This is a genomic window from Tsuneonella litorea (assembly GCF_025154015.1).
GTDB lineage: Bacteria > Pseudomonadota > Alphaproteobacteria > Sphingomonadales > Sphingomonadaceae > Tsuneonella > Tsuneonella litorea.
The window spans coordinates 255,151-272,772 of the sequence record NZ_JAOAMV010000001.1; the positions used below are offsets into that span (position 1 = coordinate 255,151).

Annotated in this window: 14 protein-coding genes; 8 read left to right on the forward strand and 6 right to left on the reverse strand. The window is 66.7% G+C overall.

The annotated features are described in order from the left end of the window. Window positions 1–3: 3 nt before the first annotated feature. On the reverse strand, window positions 4–912 hold the full coding sequence (locus N0B51_RS01100; protein ID WP_259960344.1) for a YwqG family protein: 909 nt from the start codon (window positions 910–912) through the stop codon (window positions 4–6). A 118-nt stretch (window positions 913–1,030) separates the two neighbouring features. Between N0B51_RS01100 and N0B51_RS01105 the strand changes: the two genes are divergently transcribed. Beyond that, window positions 1,031–1,405 (forward strand): VOC family protein, encoded by a 375-nt coding sequence (locus N0B51_RS01105; RefSeq protein ID WP_259960345.1) that lies wholly within the window; start codon window positions 1,031–1,033, stop codon window positions 1,403–1,405. A gap of 8 nt (window positions 1,406–1,413) precedes the next feature. Further along, complete coding sequence (locus N0B51_RS01110) at window positions 1,414–1,917, forward strand: prolyl-tRNA synthetase associated domain-containing protein (protein ID WP_259960346.1); 504 nt, start codon at window positions 1,414–1,416, stop codon at window positions 1,915–1,917. Here N0B51_RS01110 and N0B51_RS01115 read toward each other — a convergent pair whose 3' ends face one another. The 3 genes from N0B51_RS01115 to rpoB form a co-directional block, all read right to left on the reverse strand. Further along, a complete protein-coding gene (locus tag N0B51_RS01115; protein ID WP_259960347.1) occupies window positions 1,918–2,397 on the reverse strand; it encodes a hypothetical protein in 480 nt (159 codons plus the stop codon). It lies immediately after the preceding gene. An 82-nt stretch (window positions 2,398–2,479) separates the two neighbouring features. After that, window positions 2,480–6,799: a DNA-directed RNA polymerase subunit beta' gene (gene rpoC, locus N0B51_RS01120; RefSeq protein WP_259960348.1), complete on the reverse strand. Its 4,320-nt coding sequence runs from the start codon at window positions 6,797–6,799 to the stop codon at window positions 2,480–2,482. Between the two features lie 61 nt (window positions 6,800–6,860). Continuing rightward, window positions 6,861–11,051 carry a DNA-directed RNA polymerase subunit beta gene (gene rpoB / locus N0B51_RS01125; RefSeq protein WP_259960349.1) on the reverse strand — a complete coding sequence of 1,397 codons (4,191 nt, stop codon included), beginning with the start codon at window positions 11,049–11,051 and terminating at the stop codon, window positions 6,861–6,863. Window positions 11,052–11,460: 409 nt separating this feature from the next. Here rpoB and N0B51_RS01130 point away from each other — a divergent pair, with 409 nt between their 5' ends. The 5 genes from N0B51_RS01130 to rplL all read left to right on the forward strand — a co-directional run bounded on the left by N0B51_RS01130 (window position 11,461) and on the right by rplL (window position 13,680). After that, complete coding sequence (locus tag N0B51_RS01130; protein WP_259960350.1) at window positions 11,461–11,586, forward strand: hypothetical protein; 126 nt, start codon at window positions 11,461–11,463, stop codon at window positions 11,584–11,586. 4 nt (window positions 11,587–11,590) lie between these two features. Beyond that, window positions 11,591–12,145 carry a DUF2975 domain-containing protein gene (locus N0B51_RS01135; protein WP_259960351.1) on the forward strand — a complete coding sequence of 185 codons (555 nt, stop codon included), beginning with the start codon at window positions 11,591–11,593 and terminating at the stop codon, window positions 12,143–12,145. After that, on the forward strand, window positions 12,145–12,384 hold the full coding sequence (locus tag N0B51_RS01140) for a helix-turn-helix domain-containing protein (protein ID WP_259960352.1): 240 nt from the start codon (window positions 12,145–12,147) through the stop codon (window positions 12,382–12,384). The genes N0B51_RS01135 and N0B51_RS01140 overlap by 1 nt, the downstream gene beginning before the upstream one ends. Window positions 12,385–12,717: 333 nt before the next feature. Beyond that, window positions 12,718–13,233 carry a 50S ribosomal protein L10 gene (gene rplJ, locus N0B51_RS01145; RefSeq protein ID WP_259960353.1) on the forward strand — a complete coding sequence of 172 codons (516 nt, stop codon included), beginning with the start codon at window positions 12,718–12,720 and terminating at the stop codon, window positions 13,231–13,233. Between the two features lie 66 nt (window positions 13,234–13,299). Next, window positions 13,300–13,680: a 50S ribosomal protein L7/L12 gene (gene rplL / locus N0B51_RS01150; RefSeq protein ID WP_259960354.1), complete on the forward strand. Its 381-nt coding sequence runs from the start codon at window positions 13,300–13,302 to the stop codon at window positions 13,678–13,680. 77 nt (window positions 13,681–13,757) lie between these two features. On the opposite strand, the gene N0B51_RS01155 is transcribed toward rplL, so the two are convergent. Both N0B51_RS01155 and N0B51_RS01160 read right to left on the reverse strand, forming a co-directional pair. Continuing rightward, the gene (locus tag N0B51_RS01155; RefSeq protein WP_259960355.1) at window positions 13,758–15,521 is read right to left on the reverse strand and encodes a cation:proton antiporter domain-containing protein; all 1,764 of its coding nucleotides are present in this window, start codon (window positions 15,519–15,521) and stop codon (window positions 13,758–13,760) included. Between the two features lie 31 nt (window positions 15,522–15,552). Then, window positions 15,553–16,086 (reverse strand): acyloxyacyl hydrolase, encoded by a 534-nt coding sequence (locus N0B51_RS01160; protein WP_259960356.1) that lies wholly within the window; start codon window positions 16,084–16,086, stop codon window positions 15,553–15,555. 110 nt (window positions 16,087–16,196) lie between these two features. Between N0B51_RS01160 and N0B51_RS01165 the strand changes: the two genes are divergently transcribed. Further along, a complete protein-coding gene (locus N0B51_RS01165) occupies window positions 16,197–17,621 on the forward strand; it encodes an MATE family efflux transporter (RefSeq protein ID WP_259960357.1) in 1,425 nt (474 codons plus the stop codon). Window position 17,622 lies beyond the last annotated feature (1 nt).

Sequence of the window (17,622 nt, forward strand, 5' to 3'; positions counted from 1 at the left end):
CTCTCAGCTGCAATCCCACTGGTAGGCAACTCGGCTGAAATCTCGCGCGAGCAGGTCGGCGCGCCGGATCAGGAACTGGCCCTGGCCCGCGTCGCCCCACATCACCGTGTTGTCGCTCCACAGGTTGAGCAGCACGCGGTCGTAGCCCTGGTATTTCGGCTCCCAGCGCCAGTCGTCCTGCGTGAAATCGGGATTGCCGCCCAAATGGTGGCGCTCGAGGTGCTTCTCCAGCTGCGCGTTGACGAGGCGGTTGACCCCGCCCCGCCCGCGCCCGTCGGCAATGTCCTTGAGGTCGCGTTGGAACCGCCAGTCGGTGATCGTCGGTTCGTGCGTGCCTTTTCGGCCGGCGAGACGATAGCCCGTCAGCACCGATTTGGGCTCCAGGGGAGAATTGGTGTCGAATCCGTGCTTAAGGTCGTTCCGCACCTTGCCGAGGTGCATCGCACCCACACCGTCGAGCGTAGGGCGCCAGAAGACGCGAAAGCTTCCGCCCCCGGGTCCGTTGAAGTCGGCCCCATAGTAGACATCGTGGCCGATGAAGAACTGGAGGATGCCATGCGAGGGATAGTCCTCCAGCGTCGGCAACTTCGCAAAGTCGAGCTGCGCGAGGAAGGTCATCGGCACGCCCTTCGCGTCGGTCGGCCACCGTTCGCCCGCTGGCAGCCAGACTGGCCCGCCGATCCGCGATCCGCCTGGAGTCGCGAGCGCCGGGCCGACCGGTTCGAGGTATACAGCCGGGAGGGCGTTCGCCTTTTGCCATTCGCGAAACCTGCGCACTGCCTCGCGATCCGCCGGCGTGTCCGGAGCGGGGTGGTCGATCTGCGCTTGCGGGCCATCGCCCCAGGGCCGCGAGCACCAGCCGACCACGGCGGCGGAAGCGAGAGCGGCAAGCGTGGCGCGGCGGTCTGCCATGCCCCGCACGCTAGCCTTTCGGGCTTGCGAAGCGGTAAATCGATCAAGGCGAATAAAGCGCTTTGACCGCGCTCCGGACAGCGAGTAGCAAGTCGCAACTCAATTGCGGGAGAGCCGAATGTACAGTCACATGATGGTCGGATCGAACGACCTCGACCGGTCGAAGAAATTCTACGACGCTACGTTCACCGCCATGGGCGGTCGCGCGGGGAGCGTCGATCCCAAGGGCCGCCTGGTGTACCTCCACAACGGCGGGGTCTTCCTCGTCACCAAACCGATCGACGGCGAGCCGGCCACTCACGGTAACGGCTGCACGATCGGTCTCGCCATGTCCCCCGAGCAGGCCGACGCCTGGCACCAGGCCGGGGTCGACAACGGCGGCACCGCGATCGAAGATCCGCCGGGCGAGCGTCCGGGTTCGGGGATGTATCTTGCCTACCTGCGCGATCCGGACGGCAACAAGCTCTGCGCGCTCCACAGGATCGGTTCGTAATTCGGCCCGTGCGCGGCGAGCTTGGTCTGCTGGCCGATCTCGCCGCGCTCTCGATCCCGTACGAGGCGCACGAACACGCGGCGGTCTTCACGGTCGCAGAAAGCCGCGCGGTCGATCGGCACATCCCCGGGGCGCACACAAAGAACCTGTTCCTCAAGGATGCTGAAGGCACGTTCTGGCTCGTTACCGTGCCCGCCGAAGCGCGCGTAGATCTGAAGGCGCTGCCTGCGGCAATCGGCTGCAAGCGCGTGAGTTTCGGCAAGGCCGAGGACATGGAACGCCTGCTTGGCATTGCTCCCGGGTCAGTCACCCCGCTGGCGATGATCAACGCAGGTCCGGAAAGCGTGCACGTCGTGATAGACGCCGCACTGGCCGCGGCGGAGAGGATCAACGTACACCCCTTGCGCAATACCGCAACGCTGGGGCTGGCCGGGGGCGACGTGCTGCGCCTGTTGCGGCACTGGGGCCACGACCCCGTCGTCGCCGAGGTCCCGGCGGTCGAACCCGGCTGACTACTGCGCGAACAGCAGGACGCTGCGGCCCCCACCCGATATCAGGACCCCGTTTTCCGGCGTGCGTGTGACGCTGGTCGCGGCATCGAGCGCGCGGGCCACATCTGGCAGCCTCGACGGGATGCCGATCGCGCAGACCGGTGGCGGCGGCGCCCCGGGCGGCGGCGGTTCGACCCCCGCTGGCTGGCCGAACGTGACCGTCGTCCCTGCGATCCGGTAGCTGCGGACCATCCCGGCGCAGCGCGGTTCCCACCACAGTTCGCCATCGCTTGCGCTGAGCGCAAGCCCGTAGGGCTCGTCGAACGGCTCGCCGTCGATTCCCGCGACCCGCCACTCGCCGGCAAGCGTCGTCACCAGGCCCATTGTCGGCCGCGGGGCAGGGTCCGGCTCGGCCACCGGATCGGGGTCGCGCGCCGTCTTTCCGGCTTCGCCGCAGCCGGCCAGCGCGACGATGAAGAGGACGGGGGCTGCCGTTCGCATTGGGGTAGTGTCGCACGCGCGGCCCAAAAGAAAAGCCCCGCCGGATCGCTCCGGCGGGGCCGTTCCTGTTAGTCGGCCGGGCTTACTCTTCAGTATCCTCGACCGGCTGCTCGTCGCTCTGCTCGAGGTATTCGCCCGCATCGGCATCGGTGCCGTGGGTCTCGCCCTCCATGGTCGCCAGCGGATCGTCGCCGATCGCCGCTTCGACGCCCTGCTCGAGCTCGGCCGCGTGCTCCTCTTCGGCGGAGTTCGCCATGATGAGGTGCTCCTGCGCCTTCTTCCACGCGGCCCGGAGCGCGGCGTCGCGGCTGCTCGCCGCGATGCGCATCCGGTTCATGCCCGCGCCGGTGCCCGCCGGGATGAGCCGGCCGACGATGACGTTCTCCTTGAGGCCGATCAGCGAGTCCTTCTTCCCTTCGACCGCCGCCTGCGTCAGCACGCGGGTGGTTTCCTGGAACGAGGCGGCCGAGATGAACGAGCGGGTCTGGAGCGAGGCCTTGGTGATGCCGAGCAGCACCGGGGTGCCGGTCGCGGGCGACTTGCCCTTGCCCAGCTTGGCGTTGATCTCGTCCATTTCCTCGCGGTCGACCTGTTCGCCCGGCAGCAGCACGGTGTCGCCGCCATCGGTGATCTCGACCTTCTGCAGCATCTGGCGAACGATCACCTCGATGTGCTTGTCGTTGATCTTCACGCCCTGGAGCCGGTAGACTTCCTGGATCTCGTTGACGAGGTACTCGGCCAGCGCCTCGATCCCCATCACTTCCAGGATGTCGTGCGGATTGGGGCTGCCCGAGATCAGCGTGTCGCCCTTCTTGACGAAGTCGCCTTCCTGCACGTCGATGACCTTGGTCTTCGGGATCAGGTATTCCACCGGATCCCCCTCCTCGGGCACGATCGCGATCTTGCGCTTCGCCTTGTACTCGCGGACGAATTCGACCCGGCCGGAGATCTTGGCGATCACCGAGACGTCCTTGGGCATGCGCGCCTCGAACAGTTCGGCGACTCGCGGCAGACCGCCGGTGATGTCGCGGGTCTTGGCGGCCTCGCGCGAGGCGCGGGCAAGGATGTCGCCCGCCTCGACGTGCTGACCGTCCTCGACCGAGAGCGAGGTGCCCGGCGCCAGCATGTAGCGCGCGGCCTCGGTCTCTTCGCCCTTCTTGCCGCCTTCCTCGCCCAGCAGGGTGAGGCGCGGACGCAGGTCGTCCTTCTTCTTGCGGCTCGACGCGCGCAGTTCGGTGACCACGCGCTGGGCGATGCCCGTCGCATCGTCGACCCGCTCTTCCATCGTCACGCCGTCGACGAGGTCCTGGAAGCGCACGGTACCCGACTGCTCGGTGATGATCGGCAGCGTGAACGGGTCCCATTCAGCGAGACGTTCGCCGATCTTCACCTTGTCGCCGCTCTTGTGCATCAGCACGGTGCCGTAGGGCACGCGGTGCAGTTCGCGCTCGCGGCCCTCGGCGTCGATGACCACGATCTCGCCGTTGCGGGCGAGGCTGAGGATGCGCCCGCGCTTGTCGACGATCGTCGGCATGTCGCGGTATTCGACCTTGCCGTCAGAGATCGCCTCGAGGTGCGAGGTTTCGTTGAGCTGCGCCGCGCCGCCGATGTGGAAGGTCCGCATCGTCAGCTGGGTGCCCGGCTCGCCGATCGACTGCGCCGCGATCACGCCCACGGCCTCGCCGATGTTCACCGGCGTGCCGCGCGCAAGGTCGCGCCCGTAGCAGGTGCCGCAGACGCCCTGTTCGGCCTCGCAGATCAGCGGCGAGCGGATCTTGGCCGACTGGACCTCGGCCTCCTCGATCGCCTTGACCATCGCCTCGTCGAGCAGCGTGCCCGCCTTGACGATGACTTCGCCGGTCTTGGCGTTGACCAGGTCTTCCGCCGTGGTGCGGCCGAGGATGCGCTCGCCGAGCGAGGCGATCACCGAACCGCCCTGCACGATCGCGCGCATTTCGAGCGCGCGGTCGGTGCCGCAGTCGTCCTGCACGATCACGCAGTCCTGCGACACGTCGACGAGGCGGCGGGTCAGGTAACCCGAGTTCGCCGTCTTGAGCGCGGTGTCCGCGAGGCCCTTGCGGGCGCCGTGGGTCGAGTTGAAGTATTCAAGGACGGTCAGGCCTTCCTTGAAGTTCGAGATGATCGGCGTCTCGATGATTTCGCCCGAGGGCTTGGCCATCAGGCCGCGCATCCCGGCAAGCTGCTTCATCTGCGCCGGGCTGCCGCGCGCACCGGAGTGGCTCATCATGTAGATCGAGTTGATCTGCGCCTCGCGGCCGTTCTCGTCCTTGGGACGGGCGCGGATCTCGTCCATCATCGCGTCGGCCACCTTGTCGCCGGTGCGGCTCCAGGCGTCGATCACCTTGTTGTACTTTTCCTGCTGGGTGATCAGACCGTCCTGGTACTGCTGCTCGTAGTCGGCGACGAGGGCCTTGGCCTCCTCGATCATCCCTTCCTTGCTGTCGGGGATGATCATGTCGTCCTTGCCGAACGAGATGCCGGCCTTGAATGCGTGGCGGAAGCCCAGCGCCATGATGGCGTCGGCGAACAGCACGGTGTCCTTCTGGCCGGTGTGGCGGTAGACCTGGTCGATGACGTCGCCGATCTCCTTCTTCGTGAGGAGCCGGTTGATCACCTCGAACGGCACGGTGTGCCGCTTGGGCAGGCATTCGCCGATCAGCATCCGGCCCGGCGTGGTCTCGACGCGGAGCATGTACTCCTTGCCGTCCTCGCCCGTCTGCGGGACGCGGCTGATGATCTTCGAGTGCAGCGTGACCGCGCCGACGTGCAGCGCCTGGTGCACTTCGGCCATGTCGGCCAGCATCATGCCCTCGCCGGGTTCGCCCTCGCGGTCCATCGACAGGTAGTAGAGGCCCAGCACCATGTCCTGCGAGGGAACGATGATCGGCTTGCCGTTGGCGGGGCTGAGGATGTTGTTGGTGCTCATCATCAGCACGCGCGCTTCCAGCTGCGCCTCGAGGCTCAGCGGGACGTGCACGGCCATCTGATCGCCGTCGAAGTCGGCGTTGAACGCGGCGCAGACCAGCGGGTGGAGCTGGATCGCCTTGCCCTCGATGAGGACCGGCTCGAACGCCTGGATGCCGAGGCGGTGGAGCGTGGGCGCGCGGTTCAGGAGGACCGGGTGCTCGCGGATGACTTCATCGAGGATGTCCCAGACTTCCTTGCGCTCCTTCTCGACCCACTTCTTGGCCTGCTTGAGCGTCATCGAGAGGCCCTTGGCGTCGAGGCGTGCGTAGATGAACGGCTTGAACAGCTCGAGCGCCATCTTCTTGGGCAGGCCGCATTGGTGCAGCTTGAGTTCCGGGCCGGTCACGATGACCGAGCGGCCCGAGTAATCGACCCGCTTGCCGAGCAGGTTCTGGCGGAAGCGGCCCTGCTTGCCCTTGAGCATGTCGCTCAATGACTTCAGCGGGCGCTTGTTGGCGCCGGTGATCACGCGGCCGCGGCGGCCGTTGTCGAACAGCGCGTCGACCGCTTCCTGCAGCATCCGCTTTTCGTTGCGGACGATGATGTCCGGCGCGCGCAGCTCGATCAGCCGCTTCAGGCGGTTGTTGCGGTTGATCACGCGGCGGTAGAGGTCGTTGAGGTCCGACGTCGCGAACCGGCCGCCGTCGAGCGGCACCAGCGGGCGCAGTTCGGGCGGAATGACCGGGATCACTTCGAGGATCATCCATTCGGGGCGGTTGCCCGAATCGATGAAGCTCTCGACGACCTTCAGCCGCTTGATGATCTTCTTGGGCTTGAGCGTCGACTTGGTGGTTTCGAGCTCTTCCAGCAGCGCGTCGCGCTCGCCTTCGAGGTCGAGGTCCATGAGCATCATCTTGACCGCTTCGGCGCCGATACCCGCGCTGAACGCGTCCTCGCCGTACTCGTCCTGCGCGTCGAGGAGTTCGTCCTCGGTGAGCAGCTGGAACTTCTCGAGCGGGGTCAGGCCCGGTTCCGTGACGATGTACGATTCGAAGTACAGGACGCGTTCGAGCTGCTTGAGCTGCATGTCGAGCAGCAGGCCGATGCGCGAAGGCAGCGACTTCAGGAACCAGATGTGCGCGACCGGCGCAGCGAGTTCAATGTGGCCCATGCGCTCGCGGCGGACCTTGGTCACCGTCACCTCGACGCCGCACTTCTCGCAGACGACGCCCTTGTACTTCATGCGCTTGTACTTGCCGCACAGGCACTCGTAGTCCTTCACCGGACCGAAGATGCGCGCACAGAACAGGCCGTCACGCTCGGGCTTGAACGTGCGGTAGTTGATCGTTTCCGGCTTCTTGATCTCGCCGAACGACCAGCTGCGGATGCGCTCGGGCGAGGCGATGCCGATCTGAATCTGGTCGAACGTCTCGGGCTTGGCGAGCTGGTTGGTGAATTTGGTCAGTTCGTTCATGACTTTAATCCCTTACGGGTGATTTCTTCGGGGCGGGTTGGGGAAGGCCGGAGCCGCTCCCCTATTCCGCCGCGATCTGCAGGCCGTCGTCGTCCTCGTCCTCGCCGAGCGAGGAGAGTTCGACGTTGAGCCCGAGGCTGCGCATTTCCTTGACGAGCACGTTGAAGCTCTCCGGGATGCCGGCCTCGAAGGTGTCGTCGCCCTTGACGATCGCCTCGTAGACCTTCTGCCGGCCGACCACGTCGTCCGACTTCACGGTGAGCATTTCTTGCAGCGTGTAGGCGGCGCCGTAGGCCTGGAGCGCCCAGACCTCCATCTCGCCGAAGCGCTGGCCGCCGAACTGCGCCTTGCCGCCCAGCGGCTGCTGGGTGACGAGGCTGTACGGCCCGATCGAGCGCGCGTGGATCTTGTCGTCGACGAGGTGGTGGAGCTTCAGCATGTAGATGTAGCCAACGGTCACCTGCCGGTCGAACGCGTCGCCGGTGCGCCCGTCGTAGAGCGTGACCTGGCCCGAGGTGGGCAGGCCCGCCTTTTCCAGCATCGCCGACACGTCGGCCTCGCGCGCGCCGTCGAACACCGGGGTGCCGAACGGAACGCCGTCCTTGAGCGTGCCGGCCATCTCGACGATGTCCTCGGCCGAACGGCTGTCGATGTCGGCGTGGTACTGCTCGCCGTAGACCTCCTTGAGCTTTTCCACGACCGCCGAGGGGGCCGCGGCCGCCTTGGGATCGGGGTTCGCCTCGCGCCATTCCTCGAGCGCGGCGGTGACCTGCTGGCCGAGGCCGCGGGCCGCGAGGCCAAGGTGCGTTTCGAAGATCTGCCCGACGTTCATGCGGCTCGGCACGCCGAGCGGGTTCAGCACGATGTCGACCGGGGTGCCGTCTTCCATGAACGGCATGTCCTCGGCCGGCAGGATGCGGCTGATGACGCCCTTGTTGCCGTGGCGGCCGGCCATCTTGTCGCCCGGCTGCAGCTTGCGCTTCACCGCGACGAAGACCTTGACCATCTTGAGCACGCCCGGGGCGAGCTCGTCGCCGCGCTCGAGCTTTTCCTTACGGTCCTCGAACTTCTCGTCGATGCCCTTCACGGCCTCGTCGTACTGGCCCTTGATCGCCTCGATCTGCGACTGGCGCTGGTCGTCGGCGACGGCGAACTTGAACCATTCGTGGCGCTCGACGCCCTCGAGCAGGTCCTCGGTGATCGTCTCGCCCTTCTTGACGCCCTTGGGGGTCGCCGAGGCCACCTGCCCGACGAGCATCTCCTTCAGGCGGTTGTAGGTCGCGCGGTTGAGGATCGCCCGCTCGTCCTGGCTGTCCTTGCGGAGGGCCTCGATCTCCTGGTTCTGGATCGCGCGGGTACGGTCGTCGATCTCGATGCCGTGGCGGTTGAACACGCGCACGTCGACGATCGTCCCGGTCACGCCCGGCGGCAGGCGGAGCGAGGTGTCGCGCACGTCGCTGGCCTTTTCGCCGAAGATCGCGCGGAGGAGCTTTTCCTCCGGCGTCATCGGGCTTTCGCCCTTCGGCGTGATCTTGCCGACGAGGATGTCACCCGGGTGCACTTCGGCGCCGATGTAGACGATGCCCGCCTCGTCGAGGTTGCGCAGTGCCTCCTCGCCGACGTTCGGGATGTCGCGGGTGATGTCCTCGGGCCCGAGCTTGGTGTCGCGGGCCATGACCTCGAATTCCTCGATGTGGATCGAGGTGAACACGTCGTCCTTGACGATGCGTTCCGAGATCAGGATCGAGTCCTCGTAGTTGTAGCCGTTCCACGGCATGAACGCGACGAGGCTGTTGCGCCCCAGCGCCAGCTCGCCGAACTCGGTCGACGGGCCGTCGGCGATGATGTCGCCGGCCTCGACCGTCTCGCCCACCTTCACCAGCGGGCGCTGGTTGATGCAGGTCGACTGGTTCGACCGCTCGAACTTCTGCAGCCGGTAGATGTCGACGCCGGACTGGCCGGGTTCGACGTCGCCGACCGCGCGGATGACGATCCGGGTCGCGTCGACCTGGTCGACCACGCCGCCGCGGCTGGCGGTGATCGCCGCGCCGCTGTCGCGCGCCACGGTCTCTTCCATGCCGGTGCCGACGAACGGCGCCTCGGCGCGAACCAGCGGCACCGCCTGGCGCTGCATGTTCGAACCCATCAGCGCGCGGTTCGCGTCGTCGTTCTCGAGGAACGGGATCAGCGAGGCGGCGACCGAGACGAGCTGCTTGGGCGAAACGTCCATCAGCGTGATCTGGTCGTTGGGCAGCATCACGAACTCGCCGCCCTGGCGGGCCGAGACGAGATCCTCGACGAAGCGGCCCTCGGCGTCGGTCTCGGCCGAAGCCTGCGCGACCGCGTGCTTCTGCTCTTCCATCGCCGAGAGGTAAACCACCTCGCCCGATACCTTGCCGTCCTTCACGAGCCGGTACGGCGTCTCGATGAAGCCGTACTTGTTGACGCGCGCAAAGGTCGACAGCGAGTTGATCAGGCCGATGTTCGGACCTTCGGGCGTCTCGATCGGACAGATGCGGCCGTAATGCGTCGGGTGCACGTCGCGCACCTCGAACCCGGCACGTTCGCGGGTGAGGCCGCCCGGCCCCAATGCCGAAACGCGGCGCTTGTGCGTCACTTCCGACAGCGGGTTGGTCTGGTCCATGAACTGCGAGAGCTGCGAGGAACCGAAGAACTCGCGCACCGCGGCCACGGCGGGCTTGGCGTTGATCAGGTCGTTCGGCATCACGGTCGACACGTCGACCGAGCTCATCCGCTCCTTGACCGCGCGCTCCATGCGCAGCAACCCGACGCGGTACTGGTTCTCGAGCAGCTCGCCGACCGAGCGCACGCGGCGGTTGCCGAGGTTGTCGATATCGTCGACTTCGCCCTTGCCGTCCTTCAGGCCGACGAGCTCCTTGACCACCGCGAGGATGTCTTCCTTGCGCAGCGTGGTCACGGTGTCCTCGGCATCGAGGCCGAGCCGCATGTTGAGCTTGACGCGGCCAACGGCCGACAGGTCGTACCGCTCACTGTCGAAGAACAGGCCCTCGAACAGCGCCTCGGCGGTTTCCTTGGTCGGCGGCTCGCCCGGGCGCATGACCTTGTAGATCGCCTCGAGGCCTTCCTCGCGGTTCTCGGCCTTGTCGACCTTGAGCGTGTTGCGGATCCACGGACCGGTGTTGACGTCGTCGATGTCGAGCAGGGTCAGCCGGTCGACGCCGGCCTTGTCGAGCGCCTCGAGGTTCTCGGGGCTGACTTCGTCGCCCGCCTCGATCCAGATGCGGCCGGTCTTCTCGTCGATGAGATCGTTCGCGGCGAAGCGGCCGAAGATCTCCTCGGTCGGGATCAGCAGCGCCTCGAGCCCGTCCTTGGCCGCCTTGTTCGCGGCGCGCGGGCTGATCTTCTGCCCGGCCGGGAACACTTCCTCGCCGGTTGCGGCATCGACCAGCGCGAAGGCCGGCTTCTGGCCGCGCCACGCCTCGGGAGTGAACGGAATCTTCCACCCGTCGCCCTGCTTGCCGCTGACCCGCTCCCACACGATGGTGTCGTAGAAGTGGTGGAGGATTTCCTCGCTATCGAGACCGAGCGCATAGAGCAGCGCGGTCACCGGCAGCTTGCGCTTGCGGTCGATGCGGACGTTGACGATGTCCTTGGCGTCGAACTCGAAGTCGAGCCACGAGCCGCGGTAGGGGATGACCCGCGCGGCGAACAGCAGCTTGCCCGAGGAGTGGGTCTTGCCGCGGTCGTGGTCGAACAGCACGCCCGGCGAGCGGTGCATCTGAGATACGATCACGCGCTCGGTGCCGTTGATGATGAAGGTGCCGTTCTCGGTCATGAGCGGCATGTCGCCCATGTAGACGTCCTGCTCCTTGATATCGAGCACGGAGCGGGTCTCGGTCTCCTGGTCGACCTCGAACACGATCAGGCGCAGGGTGACCTTCATCGGGGCGGCGTAGGTGATCCCGCGCTGACGGCACTCGGTGGTGTCGTACTTGGGGTCTTCCAGTTCGTAATGGACGAAATCGAGCTCGGCGGTGCCGGCAAAATCGCGGATCGGGAACACGCTGCGCAGGGTCTTCTCGAGACCGGACACGTAGCCGGTGTTCTTGTCCGAGCGCAGGAACTGCTCGTAGCTCTCGCGCTGGACCTCGATCAGGTTGGGCATCTGCACGACTTCGTGGATGTCGCCGAAGATGCGGCGGATGCGCTTCTTCGCGGTGCCGGTCTGCTTGCCGCGGCTGGTCGCCGGTGCCTTTGCCTTGGTCGCCATAGGAGGGGTATTGCCTCTGTCTTGTCGCCGCGGGAAAAGCGGCGGTGCCTTCGAAATCTCGTGCGCGGGCGAGAAACCGCGAGACGCAAAAAGGCCGCAGCGATGGGCACACCCTTTCCGGGGCCCCGCTACGGTTCCTGCGTCGCGATTATGGAAACGCCGCTTCCATCCTGGGTCCGTCGCCGCGCATCGCCGGACCGTGCTCGAAGCGAGCGGTCGGCGGCGCATATAGGTGCGCGAATCGGGCGAGTCAAACCCGCCGACCCGCCCTTCTCGCACGCAGCGGGCATTTTTCGCTGAAATTATCTTCGTCGCTTCAGTATCTTATCGTTTTTCGATATTTATCGATTGACGATATGCCGGCAATTGTTTATCGATAATCGGCATCAAGCATATTGGAGATCGAGAAATGACCCGCACCGCTTCCAACCTCATGGCCATCGTCGCCGCCGTCGTTCTGACGGTCGTCACCTTCCAGCAGACCGTCGTCGTTCCGGGGTCGCCCGCGCCGATCGCTGCCGCGCAGCTGGCCTGATCCGATGGCCGATACTGCACACTCGGGTCGCGGGACCGACCCGCTCCTCCTTGCCGGAAAGGTGATCTGCGTGATCGCCCAAATCGGCCTTGCGGTCGGCGCGGCCGCGCTTCTTGCCGGCATTCCCGTTGCTTTGCTGGCGGGCTCGCCGCTCGCCACCTCGCTCGGCCTCGACGACTTGCCTGCAGGCTTTCCCTTCTGGGCGCTGGCCGGGGTCATGGCGATCGGCCTTGCGATCGTGGCAATGCTGTTCCTGTTCTTCCGCGATCTTCGCCGGATCATCGCCACCGTGGGTGAAGGTGATCCTTTCCAGCCCGCCAATGCGACCAGGCTGGCGCAGATGGGCTGGCTGATCCTGGGCGTCCAACTGGTCACCCTGCCGGCGGTCTGGCTCGGCCTGCAGCTGGTTTCCTACGCGGACGAGGCGGAAAACCTGCACCTTTCGGTGGACGGCGGCCTCGACGTCGATGGCATCCTGCTGGTGGTCGTCCTCTTCATCCTGGCCCGGGTGTTTCGTCACGGCGCTGCCCTGCGCGCGGATCTGGAGGGAACCGTCTGATGCCCGCCGAGGAAGCCACCGGGATCGTGATCATGCTCGACGACCTGCTGCATGCGCGCCGCATGACGCTGACCGAACTGGCCGAACGCGTGGGGCTGACCCTTGCTAACCTGTCGATCCTCAAGACCGGCAAGGCCAGGGCGATACGCTTCTCGACGCTCGGCGCGATCTGCCGCGAACTGGAATGTCAGCCCGGCGACCTGATCGCCTATCGCCCGGGCGAGGCGGAATCGGCTTGAAGCCGGCTCCGGCCTGCCCTCCTGTCCTCCTTGCGCGCCGCGAAGTCGTCTGTTGACTTCGCGGCCGTTTTCTCTAGAGGCCCGCCCCGACCGGTGGCTCCGTGCCGTCCGGTCGTCCGTCCGAGACAGTTGGTGGCCGGGATCTGCCCGACCTTAATTTCCAGCCTAGACGGGGAAACGAGATTTTCCGGCCCTAGCCCTGCGCTGCGGCCTATCACGGTGTTCGCACCGCTCCTTCCCCATCGATGGACTCGCCCACGGCGTGTTTCGGCGCGTTCGTGGCTACGTGAGCCGGTCGCGGGTTTCCCGCGGCCACTAGTGAAGGAGCAAGGCATGGATCGTTCGCAGAAAGCCGACGCGGTCGCCGAGCTGAGCGAAGTCTTCAACGAGGTCGGCGTGGTGGTTGTCACCCGCAACCTCGGCATGTCGGTGGCCCAGTCCACCGACCTGCGCGCGAAGATGCGCGACGCTGGTGCGACCTACAAGGTGGCGAAGAACCGTCTGGCCAAGCTGGCACTCAACGACACCGTCTACACGGGCCTCGAGGATTTCCTCAACGGTCCGACGGGCCTCGCCTGGTCGACCGACCCGGTGGCGGCGGCCAAGGCCGCGGTGGATTTCGCCAAGACGAACGACAAGCTCGAGATCGTCGGCGGATCGATGGGCAGCCAGGTGCTCGACGCGGAAGGGGTCAAGGCGCTCGCCTCGATGCCCAGCCTCGACGAGCTGCGTGCCAAGCTGATCGGCCTCGTCAACGCGCCGGCGACCAAGGTCGTCCAGCTCGTCAACGCGCCCGCCAGCAAGCTTGCCCGCGTCTTCGGTGCCTATGGCGCCAAGGACGCTGCGTAAGCGGTTTTTCCCTGAAGCAACTTTTCTCGGGACACCTGTCCCGGCCCGAATTTGGAGTGAAACATCATGGCCGATATCGCCAAGCTTGTTGAAGAACTGTCGAAGCTGACCGTCCTGGAAGCCGCTGAGCTTGCCAAGGCGCTGGAAGAAGAGTGGGGCGTGAGCGCCGCCGCTGCGGTCGCCGTTGCCGCCCCTGCCGGCGGTGCCGGTGGCGACGCCCCTGCCGCTGAAGAGAAGGACGAATTCGACGTCATTCTCACCGGCGACGGTGGCAAGAAGATCCAGGTGATCAAGGAAGTCCGCGCCATCACCGGCCTCGGCCTGACCGAAGCCAAGGCGCTCGTCGAAGGCGCGCCCAAGGCCGTCAAGGAAGGCGTCAACAAGGCGGAAGCCGAAGAGATCAAGAAGAAGATCGAGGAAGCCGGCGGCACCGTCGAGCTCAAGTAAGCTTCGCGCTTACGAGCCTCGTCTCTTCGAGAGACATGGGAAGGGCGGCCTGCAAGCGCGGGCCGCCCTTTTTGCATTCAGCTTCCCGCGCGCTTTGGCCGCTCGCCCTGGCGGATGACCATCTCGCGAGCAGCGCGGTAGTCGCCCGCCTCGCGCTGGACGTCGAGCCGTTCGGCGTCGGTCTTGCGGTAGTGATCCTCCGCCTCGTCGATGTCCTGCTGGGAATCGCCCAGCGCCTCGAGCGCACTGCGGCCCATCGCCACCGCCGACTCCATGACCTCGCGTATGGCGTAATCGTGCGGCGCATCGCGCAGATCGATCAGCGTCCGCCGATCGTAGGCCCGAACGAACACTTTCGCGCTGGGAAACGCCTCCTGCACGGCGTCGAGCAGTTCCTTGTTCACCTGCTGACCGTCCATGCAGAAGCAGATCACCGCTGCTTCGGCCGCGCCCGCCTGGCGCAGCAGGTCGATCCGCGTGCCGTCGCCGAAATAGACCTTGCTGCCGAACTCGCCGGCGACGTCGATCATGTCGGTATCGGTATCGATCAGCGTCACCGAAATGTCGCTGGCGATCATGATCTGCGCCACGGTCTGCCCGAAACGGCCGTAGCCGACGACAAGCGCCGCCGCGCCGTCCGACCGCGGTCCCTCGCGCCGCTCGCTGCTTTCGGGCGCGCGGCGCAACGGCGCGGTCAGCATCATCAGGAACGGTGTGGACGCCATCGACAGCGTGACCACCGCGCCGAACAGGCTGGCGGCCTCTGGCTCGATCAGCATTCCCTGCTGGGCCTGGGCGAACATCACGAAGCCGAATTCGCCGCCCTGGCTCAGGAGCAACCCGAGCGCGAGCGAACCGCGCCAGCCCATGCCCATGACCATGCCGATGCCGCCGATCACCGCCGCCTTGATGGCGATCAGCCCGATCGCCGCGACGAGCACGAACACCGGCCGCTCGGCGATCGCCTGAAGGTCGAGCATCATGCCCACGGCGAGGAAGAACAGGCCGAGCAGGATCGAGCGGAACGGCTCGACGTCGGTCTCGAGCTCGTGGCGATAGGGCGTGTCGGCCAGCATCACGCCCGCGATGAATGCGCCGAGCGCGGTCGAGAGGCCGAGCAACTCCATCGTCGCGGCGCTCGCCATCACGGTGAACAGCGCGGCGACGATGAACATCTCGCGCTCGCCGAACCGGCCGATCAGGCGAAACAGCGGACGGATCAGAAACCGGCCCGCCAGCAGCAGCCCGACGATCGCTGCCACGGTCGTCGCGGCGAGTTGCCAGCCGGGCGGTCCACCCTGGTCCGCCGGGTTGCGCGACAGCGCGGCGACCACCGTGATCATCGGGATGATCGACAGGTCCTGGAACAGCAGGATCGAGAACGCGCGCTCGCCGAACGGCGTCCGCAGCCGTCCGGCCGATTGGAGCATCGGCAGGACCTGGGCGGTCGAGGACAGCGCCAGCGGCAGGCCAAGGGCGATCGCCGCGGGCCAGCTGAACCCTGTCAGCAGCCCGATTGCGCCAGTGAGCGCGAGGCCGCACAGCATGACCTGGGCAAACCCCAGCCCGAGGATTTCCTTCTTCATGCGCCACAGTCGCTGCGGCGCAAGCTCGAGCCCGACGACGAACAGCAGAAGCACGATGCCGAGTTCGGCGATCGCGATCTTGCCTTCGGCCTCGCCCGTCAGCGCGAGGACCTGCGGGCCGATCACCGCGCCGGCGACCAGGTAGCCCAGCGTCGCCCCCAGCCCCAGCCGCCGGAACAGCAGCACGAAGCCCAGCGCGAAGCCGAGCATGATCACCCCGTCGCGCAGGAAGTGGGTGGCGGCCTCGTGTTCCATCAGCGCCGCTGTAGGCGCAGACGGTGCGGGGTCAAAGCTTCAGATTGGCGCGCAGCCCGATCATGTCGATGCCGGGATTCTGCTGGCTGTCGAACAGCCGCGCGTTCGAGATGTGCACCCAGCTCGCCTCGATGGTCGCGCGGGGAGCGATCGCAATGCCGACCGCGATCTCCGGCTCGAAGAGAACCCGGCTGCCGAGGTCGGTCCTGAGGCCGCTGGTCGAACTGACCCGGGTTTCGGGCGCGTTGTGCAGGACGAGCCCCACGCCCGGTCGCAGGTAGACCCCCCCGAGCCCGAACTTGCGGCTCACCCCGACGCCGACGAGATCGGTTCCCCCTTCGGCGGTGTTGACCGAGCCGAAGACGTAGGGCTCGATCCTGGCGAGCGGGAGCACGGGATCGAGCCGGCAGCCGAGCTGGAGGTCGACCCCGCGTTCGCCCGAATCGAGCGTGAACGGCGTGTCGACCGCGTGCTTGTAGACACCGCCGTAAAGCTCGCCCGCGTGCGCTGGCAATGCGACGGCGGCGAGGGCTGCGGCGGCGGCGGTCGTGAGGATGCGGATCATGGCCAGCCTCTTAGGCTGTGACACGCTTGCCGCAAGCTGAAGCGAAAATATGCCGCCGGTTCAGCCGGCGCTTTCGCGGGCAACCGCGCGCGCCTATCCGGGCCGGCTTTATGTCGGACGCAGGCATCCCCGACGCCCGGGCGGCGTGGAAGCGCGAGATCCTCGCGACGCTCTCGCTAGCCTGGCCGCTGGCCGCGGCGAACCTGCTGCAGATGATGGTCTGGGCGATCGACGTGATGTTCATCGCCCGGCTGGGCACCATTCCGCTGGCCGCGGCGAGCCTGTCGTTCGCGCTGTTCGGCACGCTGATGTGGTCGCTGACCGGCCTCACCGGCATCGTCTCCGCGCTCATCGCCGCTGCGCTCGGCCGGGGCACCGGGGTCGTGCGCGAGGTGAGGCGGGCGACGCGCATGGCGCTGTGGCTCGCGGTCGGAAGCGCCGCCCTGCTCGCCATCGCGATGCACCGGGGCGAGGCCTTCATGCTGATGACGGGGCAGGACCCCGAGATATCCGCCCGCGCGGGGGAATTTCTCGCCGTGCTCGGCTGGGCGGCGATCCCGATGCTCGTCTGCAACGTCCTCAGGAGCTTCGTTTCGGCGCTCGACCGGCCGGTCATCGCGACGATGGTGGTGGGCCTGCAGGTCGGCTTCGCCGCGCTCAGCAACTACGCGCTCGTATTCGGCCATTTCGGGTTTCCCGCGCTCGGCATGATCGGCTCGGCGATTGCGAGCAGCGTCACCGCCTGGCTTGGCGTGCTCGCCTATGTCGCGCTGATCCAGGCCGACCGGCGACTGCGCGCGTTCCACATCTTTGGACGGTGGTGGAGCCCGGACTGGCGCTATTTCCGCCGCCTCGCGGTGCTCGGCGCTCCGGTGACGCTGACTATCATCGCCGAAGGCGGCCTGTTCAACAGCGCCGCGTTCATGATCGGGCGGATCGGCGCCGACCAGCTCGCCGCACACACGCTGGCGCTGCAGCTCGCCTCGTTCGCGTTCCAGGTCCCGTTCGGCATATCGCAGGCGGCCACGATCCGCGTCGGGTACTATTACGGCGCCGGCGACCGCGATGGCATCGCCCGCGCCGGCTGGTCGGCGATCGTGGTCGGCACCGGCTTCATGCTGACCACGGCGACCGCGATGTTGGTCGCCCCGCTGACCCTGCTGTCGCTCTACATCGATCCCCGGGCGCCGCAGTACGCGGCGACGGTGGGATACGCGGTGCTCTATCTGCGGGTCGCCGCGGCGTTCCAGCTGTTCGACGGGTTCCAGGCGGTTGCCGCGGGGTCCCTGCGCGGGCTACAGGACACCCGCGCGCCGATGTGGATCGCGCTGGCCGGGTTCTGGATTCCGGGTCTTGCGACGATGCTCTGGCTCGGCTTCCGTACCCCGCTCGGCGGGCTGGGTGTGTGGATCGGGTTGCTCGTCGCACTGGTAACCGTTTCGGCCGGCCTGCTCGGACGGTGGCTGCTGCGCGAACGCTTCGGCCTGATGCCAGCGGCCGAACGCCCGCCGAAAATCTTGCCCGCGACCGGTTGAC

Excerpts from the sequence above, each read along its gene's own strand:
- N0B51_RS01160 (WP_259960356.1), bottom strand. The coding sequence starts at position 16,086 with ATGATCCGCATCCTCACGACCGCCGCCGCCGCAGCCCTCGCCGCCGTC.
- rpoC (WP_259960348.1), bottom strand. The coding sequence starts at position 6,799 with ATGAACGAACTGACCAAATTCACCAACCAGCTCGCCAAGCCCGAGACG.
- N0B51_RS01140 (WP_259960352.1), top strand. The coding sequence starts at position 12,145 with ATGCCCGCCGAGGAAGCCACCGGGATCGTGATCATGCTCGACGACCTG.
- rplJ (WP_259960353.1), top strand. The coding sequence starts at position 12,718 with ATGGATCGTTCGCAGAAAGCCGACGCGGTCGCCGAGCTGAGCGAAGTC.
- N0B51_RS01130 (WP_259960350.1), top strand. The coding sequence starts at position 11,461 with ATGACCCGCACCGCTTCCAACCTCATGGCCATCGTCGCCGCCGTCGTT.
- N0B51_RS01135 (WP_259960351.1), top strand. The coding sequence starts at position 11,591 with ATGGCCGATACTGCACACTCGGGTCGCGGGACCGACCCGCTCCTCCTT.
- rplL (WP_259960354.1), top strand. The coding sequence starts at position 13,300 with ATGGCCGATATCGCCAAGCTTGTTGAAGAACTGTCGAAGCTGACCGTC.
- N0B51_RS01105 (WP_259960345.1), top strand. The coding sequence starts at position 1,031 with ATGTACAGTCACATGATGGTCGGATCGAACGACCTCGACCGGTCGAAG.
- rpoB (WP_259960349.1), bottom strand. The coding sequence starts at position 11,051 with ATGGCGACCAAGGCAAAGGCACCGGCGACCAGCCGCGGCAAGCAGACC.
- N0B51_RS01100 (WP_259960344.1), bottom strand. The coding sequence starts at position 912 with ATGGCAGACCGCCGCGCCACGCTTGCCGCTCTCGCTTCCGCCGCCGTG.
- N0B51_RS01155 (WP_259960355.1), bottom strand. The coding sequence starts at position 15,521 with ATGGAACACGAGGCCGCCACCCACTTCCTGCGCGACGGGGTGATCATG.
- N0B51_RS01115 (WP_259960347.1), bottom strand. The coding sequence starts at position 2,397 with ATGCGAACGGCAGCCCCCGTCCTCTTCATCGTCGCGCTGGCCGGCTGC.
- N0B51_RS01165 (WP_259960357.1), top strand. The coding sequence starts at position 16,197 with ATGTCGGACGCAGGCATCCCCGACGCCCGGGCGGCGTGGAAGCGCGAG.